Origin of the sequence: Mangrovimonas sp. DI 80 (assembly GCF_001975575.1) — a bacterium.
GTDB classification, from domain to species: domain Bacteria; phylum Bacteroidota; class Bacteroidia; order Flavobacteriales; family Flavobacteriaceae; genus Mangrovimonas_A; species Mangrovimonas_A xylaniphaga.
The window spans coordinates 1-15,167 of the sequence record NZ_MSDT01000003.1; the positions used below are offsets into that span (position 1 = coordinate 1).

At 39.4% G+C, this 15,167-nt stretch carries 10 protein-coding genes and 1 pseudogene; 9 read left to right on the top strand and 2 right to left on the bottom strand.

What is annotated here, in order from left to right; translation table 11 throughout:
* Positions 1 to 253: 253 nt before the first annotated feature.
* Entirely contained in the window at positions 254 to 1,078 is an 825-nt protein-coding gene (locus tag BKM32_RS06335; RefSeq protein ID WP_076663074.1) for a universal stress protein, read from the bottom strand.
* 151 nt (positions 1,079 to 1,229) lie between these two features.
* Here BKM32_RS06335 and rimP point away from each other — a divergent pair, with 151 nt between their 5' ends.
* From rimP to infB, 3 genes are read left to right on the top strand one after another with little or no spacing between them, the layout of a single operon-like run.
* Positions 1,230 to 1,694, top strand: a complete 465-nt coding sequence (rimP, locus tag BKM32_RS06340) for a ribosome assembly cofactor RimP (protein ID WP_076663075.1) — start codon at positions 1,230 to 1,232, stop codon at positions 1,692 to 1,694.
* A gap of 12 nt (positions 1,695 to 1,706) precedes the next feature.
* Positions 1,707 to 2,939 carry a transcription termination factor NusA gene (gene nusA / locus BKM32_RS06345; RefSeq protein WP_076663076.1) on the top strand — a complete coding sequence of 411 codons (1,233 nt, stop codon included), beginning with the start codon at positions 1,707 to 1,709 and terminating at the stop codon, positions 2,937 to 2,939.
* 29 nt (positions 2,940 to 2,968) lie between these two features.
* On the top strand, positions 2,969 to 5,848 hold the full coding sequence (gene infB / locus BKM32_RS06350) for a translation initiation factor IF-2 (RefSeq protein ID WP_076663077.1): 2,880 nt from the start codon (positions 2,969 to 2,971) through the stop codon (positions 5,846 to 5,848).
* 73 nt (positions 5,849 to 5,921) lie between these two features.
* Here infB and BKM32_RS06355 read toward each other — a convergent pair whose 3' ends face one another.
* The gene (locus tag BKM32_RS06355) at positions 5,922 to 6,308 is read right to left on the bottom strand and encodes an SPOR domain-containing protein (RefSeq protein ID WP_053978106.1); all 387 of its coding nucleotides are present in this window, start codon (positions 6,306 to 6,308) and stop codon (positions 5,922 to 5,924) included.
* A gap of 294 nt (positions 6,309 to 6,602) precedes the next feature.
* Between BKM32_RS06355 and BKM32_RS06360 the strand changes: the two genes are divergently transcribed.
* The 6 genes and pseudogenes from BKM32_RS06360 (at position 6,603) to BKM32_RS06385 (ending at position 15,165) form a co-directional block, all read left to right on the top strand.
* Entirely contained in the window at positions 6,603 to 7,895 is a 1,293-nt protein-coding gene (locus BKM32_RS06360) for a cytochrome c3 family protein (protein WP_076663311.1), read from the top strand.
* Between the two features lie 29 nt (positions 7,896 to 7,924).
* Entirely contained in the window at positions 7,925 to 11,104 is a 3,180-nt protein-coding gene (locus tag BKM32_RS06365; RefSeq protein ID WP_076663078.1) for a TAT-variant-translocated molybdopterin oxidoreductase, read from the top strand.
* Between the two features lie 33 nt (positions 11,105 to 11,137).
* A pseudogene (gene nrfD, locus BKM32_RS06370) lies at positions 11,138 to 12,559 on the top strand (NrfD/PsrC family molybdoenzyme membrane anchor subunit); the annotation flags it as partial.
* Positions 12,560 to 12,598: 39 nt separating this feature from the next.
* The gene (locus tag BKM32_RS06375; RefSeq protein ID WP_053992935.1) at positions 12,599 to 13,138 is read left to right on the top strand and encodes a DUF3341 domain-containing protein; all 540 of its coding nucleotides are present in this window, start codon (positions 12,599 to 12,601) and stop codon (positions 13,136 to 13,138) included.
* 83 nt (positions 13,139 to 13,221) lie between these two features.
* Positions 13,222 to 13,779 carry a cytochrome c gene (locus BKM32_RS06380; RefSeq protein ID WP_076663079.1) on the top strand — a complete coding sequence of 186 codons (558 nt, stop codon included), beginning with the start codon at positions 13,222 to 13,224 and terminating at the stop codon, positions 13,777 to 13,779.
* A 24-nt stretch (positions 13,780 to 13,803) separates the two neighbouring features.
* Positions 13,804 to 15,165: a quinol:cytochrome C oxidoreductase gene (locus tag BKM32_RS06385; protein WP_076663080.1), complete on the top strand. Its 1,362-nt coding sequence runs from the start codon at positions 13,804 to 13,806 to the stop codon at positions 15,163 to 15,165.
* Positions 15,166 to 15,167: the final 2 nt, after the last annotated feature.

Sequence of the window (15,167 nt, forward strand, 5' to 3'; positions counted from 1 at the left end):
CCGTGGGAGAGTAGGTCGTCGCCTTTTTTGAAGCCCCCAGCATTTATTTGCTGGGGGCTTTTTGTTTTTGGGTGTTTTAGGAAGGTATTGGACACTTCACCCCAACTTTTACAGTTGGGGTTGCATTCAGCTTTTTGTTGCTTTAAAAGCTATTTTAAGGCCTTTTTGGTAGCTTTAATATTTCCTCTCTATAGGCAAATAAAAACTTCAACGAATATTCAGTTTAGATAACTCCTTAAATAGGGCTGCCTATTTATATTTTGAAAGTAATTACGGGACGTTTTGCGTGGTTGACCAAATCTTCACTTATCGAACCATTAAAGAAATGGGCGATTCCTTGTCTACCGTGTGTGCTGATTCCAATTAAGTCGGCATTGATTTCCTTGGAGAAATTAAGAATGCCATTTTCTACTGAGGAGTCATTGTAGATGTTCAAGGTGTAATTATCAAATTCGTAATCTTTGATGAAATCCAGGATACGCTGTCTGGCTTCTGATGTTGGTATGAAATTGTTTGCGGTGTTCACCATTAACAAGTGCATTTTTGCATTAAATTCTTTTGCCAAGGTTACCGCTTGCTTGTAGGTTTCTTTGTTGTCATTTTTAAAATCTGAAGCGAAAACAAAATTTTCCACCATGAAGTTGTCATGATTGTTTTTAATTACCAAAACAGGAATGTCTGAAGTACGTACCACTTTTTCTGCATTAGAGCCTATAAACATCTCTTTAATACCTGAAGTACCATGGGATCCCATAATGATTAAATCGGCATTGAATTCATGCCCTTTGTCTACTAAATTGCTAAATGTGCCATCGGTTTGGACGTTTTCATAAACTGTTATGCCTTCTAGGTAATCTTTTGAAAGAAGTTCCTCAAATTTTTGGTGCGCCAATTTCATAAAAAACATGGCTTCCGGGAGCTCACTAGGGGTGTTCATAACGTCAACTTGTTGCAATGGAAGCTCAAGCATATGGAGCAAATAAATTTCGCCATCACGTCGTCGGGCCAATTGGGCTGCGACTTTCAAGGCGTTTTCGGCTTCGGCAGAAAAGTCGGTAGGGACAAGTATTTTTTTCATTGTTAGCATATTAGTTGTTCTTCCTATAAAATTAAGAATAAAATTCGACATGCTATAGGTTGTGAAAATCAATATAAATGTTGTATATTTGCCGCGTTGTATGAGAAAGAATTAACGAGGGGACAAGGGGTCCCCTCTTTTTATACTGAAAATGTTTAAAGACACTGTAAAGGAATTATTGGACAAGGCATTTCAAGAACGCGAGGACTTGTTTTTGATTGATTTTGATATTGTTGGAGACAACAACATCAAGGTTGTGATTGATGGAGATGAGGGGGTTCTTGTTGAAGATTGCATTTTTGTAAGCAGAGCTGTAGAGCATAATTTGGACCGTGAGGAGCAGGATTTCTCACTGGAAGTGACCTCGGCAGGGGCTACTTCTCCTTTTGTGCACAACAGGCAGTACAATAAGAATGTAGGTAGAATTTTGGAAGTTAAAACCAAGGAAGGTCAAAAGTTGGAAGGCACGCTTGCTGATGTAGATTCTGAAGGGATCACCTTGGAATGGAAAGAAAGAGAAGCTAAGGCTGTTGGAAAAGGAAAAGTGACAGTTAAAAAGGAAGCTCAGCTAAAATTTGACGATATTTTAGAGGCAAAAGTTATTATAAAATTTTAATTCATAGAAGTTATGGAAAATGTTGCGTTAATTGATTCTTTTTCAGAATTTAAAGACGACAAATTAATTGATCGTGTAACGTTGATGGCGATTTTGGAGGATGTGTTGAGAAATGCGTTAAAGAAGAAGTATGGTGACGATGACAACTTTGATATAATTATAAACCCAGATAAAGGAGATTTAGAGATTTGGAGAAACCGTGTGGTAGTGGCCGATGAAGATGTTGAGGATCCAAACCAGGAAATTGCCCTTTCTGAAGCTCGTAAAATTGAACCAGACTTTGAAGTAGGGGAAGATGTTGCCGAAGAAGTTAAGTTGATTGACTTAGGAAGACGTTCAATTTTGGCCTTAAGACAAAATCTTATCTCTAAAATTCACGAGCACGATAACACTAATATCTATAAGCAGTTCAAGGAATTGGAAGGTGAAATCTATACGGCTGAAGTTCATCATATCCGTCATAGAGCAATTATTCTTTTGGATGATGAAGGAAATGAGATAATTTTGCCAAAAGAAAAGCAAATTCCATCTGATTTCTTCCGTAAAGGAGAAAACGTTCGTGGAATTATTGAAAGCGTGGAATTGAAAGGTAACAAACCTGCCATTATCATGTCTAGAACGGCGCCTATATTCTTGGAAAAACTGTTTGAACAAGAAATTCCTGAAGTATTTGACGGTTTGATTACTGTTAAAAACGTAGTGAGAATTCCTGGTGAAAAAGCTAAAGTAGCTGTGGATTCTTATGATGATAGAATTGATCCAGTTGGAGCTTGTGTAGGGATGAAAGGATCAAGAATCCATGGTATCGTTAGAGAATTAGGGAACGAAAACATCGATGTAATCAACTATACCAACAACATTCAATTGTTTATCACCAGAGCGTTGAGCCCTGCGAAAGTAACTTCAATTAAAGTGAACGAAGAGACTAAGCATGCTGAAGTTTTGTTGAAACCAGAAGAAGTAAGCAAGGCTATTGGACGTGGTGGGCATAACATACGTTTGGCAGGTCAATTAACAGGTTATGAGATTGATGTGTACAGAGAAGGAGCAGAGGAAGATGTAGAGTTGTCAGAATTCTCAGATGAAATCGAAGGATGGATCATTGAAGAATTCAGCAAAGCTGGATTGGACACTGCTAAGAGTGTCTTGGAAGAAGATGTTCAAGACTTGGTGAAGAGAACAGATTTAGAAGAAGAAACAATTCTTGAAGTAATCAGAATTCTTAAGGAAGAATTTGAAGAATAACAGATATAAGTTTATATTACAGGCAATTTATGGCTCAAACAATTAGATTAAATAAAGTATTACGAGAACTCAATATTTCTATTGACCGTGCAGTTGATTTTTTAGAATCAAAAAACGTGGAAATAGAGAAAAGTCCGAATACGAAAATTTCAGAAGAAGTCTACGCAATCCTTTCCAGTGAATTTCAAACGGATGCCAGTAAAAAAGTGGCATCCAAAGAAGTAAGTGAAGCGAAGCAGAAGGAGAAGGAAGAACTCCGTGAAATTCGTGAACGCGAATTGGAAGAGAAAGCTAGAAAGGCAGAGGAGAGTAGACAGCAAGTGGTTAAGGCTCGTGTGGAACTTACCGGTCCTAAGCAAGTTGGGAAAATAGACTTGGATGGTCCTAAGCAGGAAACACAACCTGAAGAACCTAAACAGGAAGAAGCTCCTAAAAAGGAAGAGGAAGCTCCAAAGGTAGAACAACCAAAAGAGGAAACTCCGAAGGCTGAAACCCCTAAAGTTGAAACTCCAAAAATTGAAGAAGCTCCTAAGGAGGAAGTAAAGGCTGCAACGCCACCTCCGGCACCAACTCCAACGCCAACTCCTACTGAAGCAGTAGCTCCTAAAAAAGAGGAAAAAATATCCAAACCTGAGCCAAAAAAGGATATTCAACCTAAAAAAGAGCCTGTAAAAGAGAAGAAGCAAGTGCAAGCTGATAAGCCAAAAGAATTCCCAGAAGGACGTGTTGAAACCAAATATCAAAAACTTACAGGTCCTAAAATTGCCGGTGAAAAGATAGACTTATCTCAATTTGAGAAGCCTAAAAAGAAAAAAGAAGATAAAAAGCCTGCTGCAGGTACTTCACAACAAGACGCCAATAAGAAGAAAAGACGTCGCATTAGTAAGACTGGAACCGATTCAAGACCTAATAACTTCCAAAATAATAATCGCGGAGGTAACCAAAAACAAGGTGGCGGGTTTAAAGGAAAAGGAAAACGTCCTACTATTGTAAAGGAAGAGCCTAGCGAAGCAGAAGTACAAAAGCAAATTCGTGAAACTCTTGAAAAACTTCAAGGGAAATCAACGAAAGGTAAAGGTGCCAAGTACCGTAGAGAGAAAAGAGAACAACACAGAGAGCAGACTGAGAAGAGCTTAGAGCAACAACAAGCAGAAAGCAAAATCCTTAAAGTAACTGAGTTTGTTACTGCGAGTGAAGTTGCTACAATGATGGATGTTTCTGTTACCCAAATTATCTCTGCATGTATGTCTCTTGGTATGATGGTAACCATGAACCAACGTTTGGACGCGGAAACTTTATCGGTTGTAGCGGACGAATTTGGATACCAAGTAGAATTTGTTACTGCAGATATCGAGGAATCTATCGAAGAAGAAGAAGATAGACCAGAAGACTTGAAGCCACGTGCTCCAATTGTAACAGTAATGGGACACGTTGATCACGGTAAGACCTCCTTATTGGATTACATCCGTGAGGAAAACGTGATTGCAGGAGAGTCTGGAGGGATTACACAGCACATCGGAGCTTATGGTGTAACCTTAGATAGCGGACAAAAAATTGCATTTTTGGATACTCCAGGTCACGAGGCCTTTACGGCAATGCGTGCTCGTGGAGCGCAGATTACAGATATCGCGATTATCGTGATTGCTGCGGATGATGATATCATGCCACAAACCAAAGAGGCTATTGCCCATGCGCAAGCGGCTAACGTGCCAATTGTGTTTGCAATCAATAAAGTTGATAAGCCAACAGCTAACCCAGACAAGATTAAAGAAGGTCTTGCCAATATGAATTTATTGGTGGAAGATTGGGGAGGAAAAATCCAATCGCATGATATTTCTGCTAAAACAGGTCTTGGAGTTAAGGAATTATTGGAAAAAGTATTGCTAGAAGCAGAATTGCTAGAGCTTCAGGCTAACCCGAACAAGAATGCTACCGGTACAGTAGTGGAGGCATTCTTGGATAAAGGTAGAGGATATGTATCAACAATTTTGGTGCAAACTGGTACCTTGAAAATTGGAGATTATGTACTAGCAGGTCGCCATAGTGGTAAGGTAAAGGCAATGCACGATGAAAGAGGTAAGGATGTAGTAGAAGCGGGGCCATCAACGCCAGTATCTATTCTAGGTTTGGATGGTGCGCCACAAGCTGGAGATAAATTCAACGTATTTGAGGACGAAAGAGAAGCTAAACAAATTGCTGCAAAACGTACTCAATTACAGCGTGAGCAGTCTGTAAGAACTCAACGTCATATTACTCTTGATGAAATTGGACGTCGTATTGCTCTTGGAGACTTCCAGGAATTGAACATCATCTTAAAAGGAGACGTGGATGGTTCTGTAGAAGCCTTAACGGATTCGTTCCAAAAATTGTCTACTGAAGAAATTCAAGTGAATATCATCCATAAAGGTGTTGGAGCCATTACAGAAAGTGACGTGTTATTGGCAAGTGCTTCAGATGCGATCATTATAGGATTTAACGTTCGCCCAATGGGTAACGCTAGACAGATTGCTGATAAGGAAGAAATCGACATCAGAATGTACTCTATCATTTATGATGCCATCAATGATCTTAAGGATGCAATGGAAGGTATGTTATCTCCAGAGCTTAAAGAAGAGATTACTGGTACGGCAGAGATCAGAGAACTGTTCAAAGTTTCTAAAGTGGGAACTATTGCAGGATGTATGGTAACCAACGGAAAAATCTTGAGAAATGCAGGTGTGCGTTTAATTAGAGATGGCGTGGTGGTTTACACTGGAGAATTGGCTTCCTTGAAACGTTTCAAAGATGACGTTAAAGAAGTAAGCAAAGGATACGATTGTGGTATGCAGGTTAAAAACTATAACGACATTAGAGAAGGTGACATTATAGAAGCATTCCAAGAAGTAGAAGTGAAGAAAAAATTGAAGTAAAATTCAATTTGAAATTATACAGAAATAAAAAAGCGACCATTTGGTCGCTTTTTTATTATCGTGTGTTTTGAGATTATTTAATCTCGCTTTTTGGTTGGAAGATAAAAGCATTCGGGTAGTTTGCCTTTACTTTTATAAGGGCTTTATCAGCTTCCAAACGGCTTCTAAATGCACCTACCTGAATTTTGTAATGTGGAGTGTCATATTCCATACTTACTGGTATATCCTCATAGGTATCGCGAAACTCTGATCTTGCTTTTTCCGCACCTGCACGGTTACCCGAAAATATTTGAATTTTATACAGCTTAACGGTGTTAACATCCTTTTTGAATTCCAAAAGTTTGGTAATTTCATTGCTCTTGTCCACCGTTACAATTCCTTGTTGCGCGTGTATGTAGGAAACAGCTCCTAAAAATAAGCAGAAACCTAGTAGTGCTTTTTTTGTATTTTTGTGAGTCATGATTCTAAAATAGTTTAAAATGAATGGTTTATTTGGGTGTAAATGATTTAGTATTATGGATTTACTTGCGGCTAAAATATGAAAATATTTTATAGAAACAGGTCGTCTTATACATTATTATATATGGGTAATTTAGCTTATTTAGAATGCGTATAAATTATCAGTTAACACTTCTGTAACATTTTCAGAATCCACTTTAAATGTTACTTTTGTGCGAGATTTTTATAACTGTATTTTTTTCTTTTTTAAATGAAAAAATCATACCAAAGTTTGGAAGATAATTCAACTATTAATATGAAACAGGTGATATACCGTAAATTGACCTCAAAGATTATTCGATTAGGGTTTCTTGTTCTACTCACACTTTCAGCCTCTTTAAGGGCGCAAGAAGGAGACCCTGCAAAGGGGAAATCCTTGTTCAATACTAACTGTGCAGCTTGTCATAATTTAGATAAGCAAATGACAGGGCCGGCCTTGAGACACGTTGAAACTAGATTGGCCGATGAGCAAGGTTTGGACCGTGAGTGGCTTAGTTCTTGGATACGTAACAGTGCAGGATTGATTAAGTCTGGAGATGCGTATGCTAATCAAATTTTTGCAGAATTCAACAATACGCCAATGACGGCGTTCGCTACTTTAAGCGATCAAGATATAGCTGATATCTTAGCATATACAGCAGAGGAAAAAGCTACCCCTAAAACTGAAGTTACTTCAGGTGGAGGAGTGCCTGTTCAAGCTGCTGAGCCGGGTATTTCAAATGAAATTATTTTAGGTGCTTTAGCATTGTTGTTTGCCTTGTTGGCAATGGCTTTGATTTTGGTGAGACAAACCTTAAACAAGTTTGCTGAAGCTAAAGGTGTAGATGTAACTGGTGGAGAAACTAGATTGCCATTATGGAAAGCGTTTGTTAAAAACCAATTCTTGGTTTTGGTAACTGCTATCTTTTTATTGTTGGCTAGTGCTTACTTTGTGTACGGTTACTTAATGCAGGTAGGGGTAGATCAAGGATACCAGCCAGTGCAGCCAATTCACTTCTCGCACAAAATTCACGCAGGTGATAACGGTATCGATTGTAAATACTGTCACTCTTCTGCTCGTGTAAGTAAAACTTCAGGGATTCCATCTCTAAACGTTTGTATGAACTGTCACAAGTCTATTTACGAATATAACGGGGAAACTACCGTAGAACACAGCAAAGAGTTTTACGATGGAGAAATCCAAAAGCTATATGCAGCTGCTGGATGGAGCGATGCGGACCAAAAATATACTGGTGAGTCGCAACCTGTAAAATGGGTGAGAATTCACAATCTACCAGATTTTGCATATTTCAACCACTCGCAACACGTTTCTGTTGGAGGAATCCAATGTCAAACGTGTCACGGACCAGTTGAAGAAATGGAAGTAATGTACCAACATGCTCCTTTAACAATGGGTTGGTGTATCAACTGTCACAGAGAGACAGAGGTGAAAGTTCAGGATAATGAGTACTATGCTAAAATCCATGAGCAATTGTCTAAAAAGTACGGAGTGGAAAAACTTACTGCTGCTCAAATGGGTGGTCTAGAATGTGGTAAGTGTCATTATTAATTTATTAAGAAGTAATTCAATTATATAATATGTCATCAAACAAGAAATACTGGAAAAGTGTTGAAGAGCTTAACGAGAATAGCTCTATTGTTGAGACGCTAAAACAAAACGAATTTGTTGAAGAGATCCCGACTGATGAGTTTTTAGGAGATAAGGCCTCCTTGGAGAGTTCTTCTACAACACGTCGTGATTTCTTAAAATACGTTGGCTTTAGTACAGCTGCTGCTTCATTGGCAGCCTGTGAAGGGCCGGTAATTAAGTCTATCCCTTATGTAGTGCAACCAGAGGAAATCATTCCTGGTGTTGCCAACTACTATGCAACTACCATTGCAGATGGATATGACTTTGCAAGCGTTTTAGTTAAAACCCGTGAAGGTCGTCCAATTAAAATCGAAAACAATGCTTTAGCTGCTGTAAATGGTAGTGCCAATGCAAGAGTGAACGCATCTGTTTTAGGATTGTACGATAGTTTAAGGGTGCAAGGACCAATGAAAGGTGATGCTGCTATCACTTGGAATGAATTTGATGCGCAAACAAATCAAAAACTTAATGAAGTTAAAGCTTCTGGAAAACAAATTGTGTTATTGACTCAAACGTTTGCCAGTCCTTCTACTTCTGCGTTGATTGCTGAGTTTGCTGCCAAGTTTGGAAACGTTAAGCACGTGCAATACGATGCGGTTTCTGAATCTGCTGCATTAGATGCTTACCAAGCTAAATACGGTGAAAGAGGTCTTGCTAACTACGATTTTTCCAAAGCATCAACTATTGTTTCAATAGGTGCGGATTTCTTAGGAGATTGGCAAGGTGGAGGATTTGATTCCGGATATGCAAAAGGACGTGTACCTAACCACGGTAAAATGTCTAGACATATTCAATTTGAATCAAACATGTCGTTAACTGGTGCCAACGCTGACAAGCGTGTACAATTAACACCTACACAACAAAAACAAGCTTTAGCAAAACTTTATACATTAGTGGTTGGTGGCTCTGTATCTGTAGACTTACCAGAAGCCGTTGCTCAAGCAGTTGCAAATGCTGCTTCTCAAATTAAGAGCGCTGGTGCTAATGCTGTAGTTGTAACAGGACTTCAAGATGTAAATGCTCAAACTGTGGTATTGGAAATCAATAGCCACTTGAAGAGTAAAGCATATGATCCTAAAACAACTATCAAAACTAGACAAGGTAACGATAAGGCTGTAGCTGCTTTGGTAGCAGATATGAAAGCTGGTAAAGTTGGAGCTATCATCATGAGTGGTGTAAACCCAATGTATACCTTACCTAATGCTGCTGATTTTGCTGAAGGATTAAAACAAACAGATTTGTCAATTGCATTCTCTTTGAAGAAAGATGAAACTTCTGCATTGGCACAATATATCGCTGCAGCACCTCACTATTTAGAATCTTGGGGGGATGTAGAAATGAAGAAGGGATACTACGGGTTAACACAACCTACTATTCGTCCTTTGTTCGACACAAGACAATTCCAAGAAGCTTTATTGAAGTGGAATGGAAGTGCAACTACTTACCACGACTATATCAAGCAAACTTGGATTACGAGTGTATTAGGAGGAGCTTCTTTCAGTCAAGCATTGCATGATGGTGTGTTTACTACTAACCACAGTGTTGTAGTGGAAACTCCAGAAGGTGCTCACCACGAAGACAAAACTTTCGTTGGTGGTATCATTGAAGATGTTGCTGAAGGATTAGGTCTTAAGAAAGAAGAAGAAGGTACTGTAGAAACTACTACAGCTACTTCTGGAGCTGCCGCAGCAAGAGCTTTGGCAGGTGCCACTTCTCAAGGAATGGAATTGGTATTCTATTCTAAAACTGGAATGGGAGACGGTCAACAGGCCAACAACCCATGGTTGCAAGAGTTTCCAGATCCTATTTCTCGTGTGTCTTGGGATAACTACCTAACGGTATCCAAGGCAGATGCTGAAAGCTTAAACTTGAAAAACGTACACGTAGCTACCGGAGCTTTGGATGGTAGTTATGCCGATGTTACCGTAAACGGAACGACCTTGAAGAATGTTCCTGTGTTGATCCAACCAGGACAGGCTAAAGGAACTGTTGGTTTAGCATTTGGTTACGGTAGAACTGAAGGATTGAAAGAAGAAATGAAGACTGGTGTTAACGCCTTTACTTTATACCAAGATTTCAATACAGTTCAAAATGTAACGGTTGCTGCAGCTGCAGGAATGCATGAGTTTGCATGTATCCAGTTGCACAATACCTTGATGGGACGTGGAGATATTGTTAAGGAAACTACCTTAGAGATTTTCAATACGAAAGATAAATCTTACTGGAATGCTATTCCTATGGTGTCTTTGAACCACGAAGAAACCCCTGTAACATCTCCAGATGTTGATTTATGGGATGAGTTCGATCGTTCTATCGGGCATCACTTTAACCTTTCTATCGACTTGAACGCTTGTACAGGTTGTGGGGCTTGTGTAATTGCATGTCACGCTGAAAACAACGTTCCTGTGGTAGGTAAAGAAGAAGTACGTCGTAGCCGTGATATGCACTGGTTACGTATCGATAGATACTATTCTTCTGAAGACTCTTTCGAAGGGGATAATGAGAAGAAAGACAATATTGCTGGACTTGGAAGTTCATTGACAGGATTTGGAGAAATGGAGCATCCAGCCGACAATCCTCAAGTTGCTTTCCAACCAGTAATGTGTCAGCACTGTAACCACGCACCTTGTGAAACTGTATGTCCTGTTGCGGCAACATCACATGGTCGTCAAGGACAAAACCACATGGCTTATAACCGTTGTGTAGGTACCCGTTACTGTGCAAACAACTGTCCTTATAAAGTACGTCGATTCAACTGGTTCCTTTACAACGGAAACGATGAATTCGATTATCATATGAATGACGATTTAGGTCGTATGGTATTAAACCCAGACGTAGTGGTACGTTCTCGTGGAGTTATGGAAAAATGTTCTATGTGTATCCAAATGACACAAAAAACTGTTCTTGACGCTAAACGTGATGGACGTGTGATTAAGGATGGTGAATTCCAAACAGCATGTTCTGCAGCTTGTAGCAGTGGCGCTATGGTATTTGGAGATATCAATGATAAGGATAGTAAAGTAGCCCACCTTAAAGCGGACAACCGTATGTATCACTTGTTAGAGCACATTGGAACAAAACCAAACGTGATCTACCAAACTAAGGTGAGAAACACAACAGAAGCATAATAAAACAAACTAAGAAATAATTATAAAAGGATTATGGCGTCTCATTACGAAGCACCTATTAGAAGACCTTTAGTTACAGGCGAGAAATCATACCACGATGTAACCGTGGATATCGCCAAGCCAATTGAAGGTAAAGCAAACAAACAATGGTGGATAGTTTTTAGTATTTCACTTGTGGCTTTCCTTTGGGGAATCGGGTGTATTTTATATACAGTATCCACAGGTATCGGTACTTGGGGATTAAACAAAACTGTGGGCTGGGCCTGGGATATTACCAACTTCGTTTGGTGGGTAGGTATTGGTCACGCAGGAACTCTGATCTCTGCAGTATTATTGTTATTCCGTCAAAAATGGAGAATGGCAATTAACCGTTCTGCAGAGGCGATGACTATCTTCTCGGTAGTTCAGGCGGGATTGTTCCCAATTATTCACATGGGACGTCCATGGTTAGGATACTGGGTATTGCCAATCCCAAACCAATTTGGATCGTTATGGGTTAACTTTAACTCTCCGCTTCTTTGGGACGTATTCGCGATTTCAACGTATTTATCGGTATCATTGGTATTCTGGTGGACTGGTTTATTACCTGACTTCGCAATGATCCGTGACCGTGCAGTGAAGCCTTTCCAAAAGAAAATTTATTCATTATTAAGTTTTGGATGGACAGGTAGAGCTAAAGACTGGCAACGTTTTGAGGAAGTATCTTTGGTATTGGCCGGTTTGGCAACGCCACTTGTACTGTCTGTACACACCATCGTATCGTTTGACTTCGCAACATCGGTGATTCCTGGATGGCACACGACCATCTTCCCTCCGTATTTCGTTGCGGGTGCGATTTTCTCTGGATTCGCGATGGTAAATACCCTTCTTATTATTATGAGAAAGGTATGTAACCTTGAAGATTATATTACTGTACAGCACATCGAATTGATGAACATCGTAATCATGATTACGGGATCTATCGTAGGTGTGGCTTATATTACTGAGTTATTTATTGCATGGTACTCTGGAGTGGAGTATGAGCAATATGCCTTCTTGAACAGAGCAACAGGTCCTTACGCTTGGGCTTATTGGATGATGATGTCTTGTAACGTATTCTCTCCACAGTTCATGTGGTTCAAGAAACTTAGAACAAGTATCATGTTCTCTTTCTTTATCTCTATTGTGGTGAACATAGGAATGTGGTTTGAGCGTTTCGTAATTATCGTTACCTCATTGCACAGAGATTACCTTCCGTCTTCTTGGACAATGTTCTCACCTACATTTGTGGACATAGGGATCTTTATCGGAACTATTGGATTCTTCTTTGTATTGTTCTTGTTGTACTCTAGAACATTCCCAGTAATTGCGCAGGCAGAGGTTAAGACGATCATGAAGTCATCTGGTGAGCGTTACAAGAAGATAAGAGAAGCAGGTGAAAGCCTAGTAGGAACAGGAGCAGACGCACGTACTTCTGGAAGTCAAGTTAACAACTCTAAAAACTAATTGCAGCATATGGAATCTTCATCAAAAGTAATTCACGCAATATATACCGACGACGATGTGTTGATGTCGGCAGTGAAGAAGGTAAGAGCTGAGAAACATCATATAGAAGAAGTTTATACGCCATTTCCGGTTCACGGACTAGACAAGGCGATGGGATTGGCACCAACACGTATAGCTATTGCAGCTTTTATTTACGGATGTATTGGTTTAACGGTAGCCATCACAATGATGAACTTCATCATGATCGAGGACTGGCCACAAAACATTGGTGGTAAACCTAGTTTTAGTTATATAGAAAACATGCCTGCATTTGTGCCTATCATGTTTGAGTTGACCGTATTTTTTGCAGCTCACTTAATGGTAATCACGTTTTACCTACGCAGTAGAATGTGGCCATTCAAGAATGCTGAGAACCCTGATCCAAGAACTACAGATGACCATTTCTTAATGGAAATCCCTGTTCACGGTAATGAAGCTGAATTGGAGCAACTACTTAAGGAAACCGGTGCAGTAGAAATTAATATAGTTAACAAAGACGAAGCACATTAATATGAAATGAACAGAGCGTTTTGGAAGTTTCTTAAACGCTTTGTGAGTTGCATCTGAGGACAATAAAAAACAGAAATTTACAGATGAAAGGCTTAATAAAAATAACAGTTTTATCAATTATAGCAGTGGCGTTTGTGTCTTGTAAGAAAGATTCAAGACCAAACTACCAGTTTATGCCAAACATGTACGAGTCGGTAGGATATGAGACCTATTCAGAGTCTGATGCCTTTGCAAACGGAGTGGAAGCTCAAGTTCCTGCAGAAGGAACCGTTGCAAGAGGGTACTTACCATTCGAATTTGACAACACTGCGGAAGGTTATGCCCTAGCAAAAACTAATTTAATGAGTCCTTTGGATTCTACTCAAGTAGATTTGGCTAAAGGAAAAGAACTATACGACATCTACTGCGGAATCTGTCATGGTAATAAAGGTGATGGCCAAGGTAACTTGGTAAAGCGTGAAAAGATATTGGGTATCCCTAGATATGACGATGCTGGACGCGCCATCACAGAAGGTAGTATTTACCATACTATTTACTACGGTAAAAATGCGATGGGTTCATATGCCAATCAGTTAAGTGAGGAAGAGCGTTGGCATGTAGTTGCTTACGTTTTAGACCTAAAAGCGAAATTAGAAAAATAAGATTGATAAAGATTATATAAAGACATGTACACATTCTCAAATAGATTAAAGACATTCTCTATCGCATTAATGATTATCGGGGCGATAGGAGTTGTTATTGGTTTTATGACATCTCATAAATCTTTTGAAGAGGTAGAAGCCATAGTTGCTGCTGAAAGTGCCCACCACGGTGGAGGACATGATGCCGAAGCAGCTCATGTAGCACCTGCAGCTTCACATGACACACATGCAGCTGAAGGACATGCCGGTGAAGAAGTTCACCATGAAGATGCACATAAAAAGCATATAGAGCATGTGCAACACCAAATTGCCAACAGACCTTGGTCTGCACTTTACGTAGCAGCATTCTTCTTTATGATGATTGCACTTGGAGCTTTGGCGTTTTATGCTATCCAGTTTGCGGCTCAAGCAGGTTGGTCTCCAGTATTGTTCAGAGTGATGGAAGGTATAACGGCCTATTTATTACCTGGAGCAATAATCGTAGTATTGATTGGTGTAGCCTCTGGAACTATTGGACATTACAATCTATTTGTATGGATGGATCCTGAAGTTGTAGCTCACGATAAATTGATCCAAGGTAAGGCTGGATGGTTGAACACATGGGGCTTTGCTATTAGAGGATTTATCTTTATTGCGGGATGGTCTTTATACCGTCACTTTGCACGTAAATTTTCTATTGCTCAGGATAATGCCGATGATAACAAAAACTTTAAAAAGTCATTCCGTATTTCTGCAGCGTTCTTAGTATTCTACATCTACACAGAATCTATGATGTCTTGGGATTGGATCATGAGTGTTGACCCACACTGGTTCTCTACATTATTTGGATGGTATGTGTTTGCTAGTATGTTTGTAAGTGCCATTACCGTAATTGCTATGATTACACTTTATCTTAAAAACAAAGGGTTATTACCATTTGTTAATGATAGCCACTTGCATGACTTAGCTAAATTCATGTTCGGTATTTCTATTTTCTGGACGTATTTGTGGTTCTCTCAGTTCATGTTGATTTGGTATTCTAACATTCCAGAAGAGGTAACTTACTTCGTAACTCGTTTAGAGGATTACAAATTGCCATTCTTAGGTATGGTTGCCATGAACTTCTTGTTCCCATTATTATTGTTAATGAACAGTGATTACAAACGTATTCCTTGGTTTGTTGTTATGGCTGGTGTAGTTATCCTTGCAGGTCACTACCTAGATATATTCAACATGATCATGCCAGCAACTGTGGGTGACAGATGGTTTATTGGAATTCCAGAAATTGGTTCAATATTGTTATTTGGTGGATTGTTCATCTTTGTGGTATTTACCGCCTTGACAAAAGCACCTTTATTGGCCAAAGGAAATCCATACATCAAAGAGAGTGAACATTTCCATTATTAATA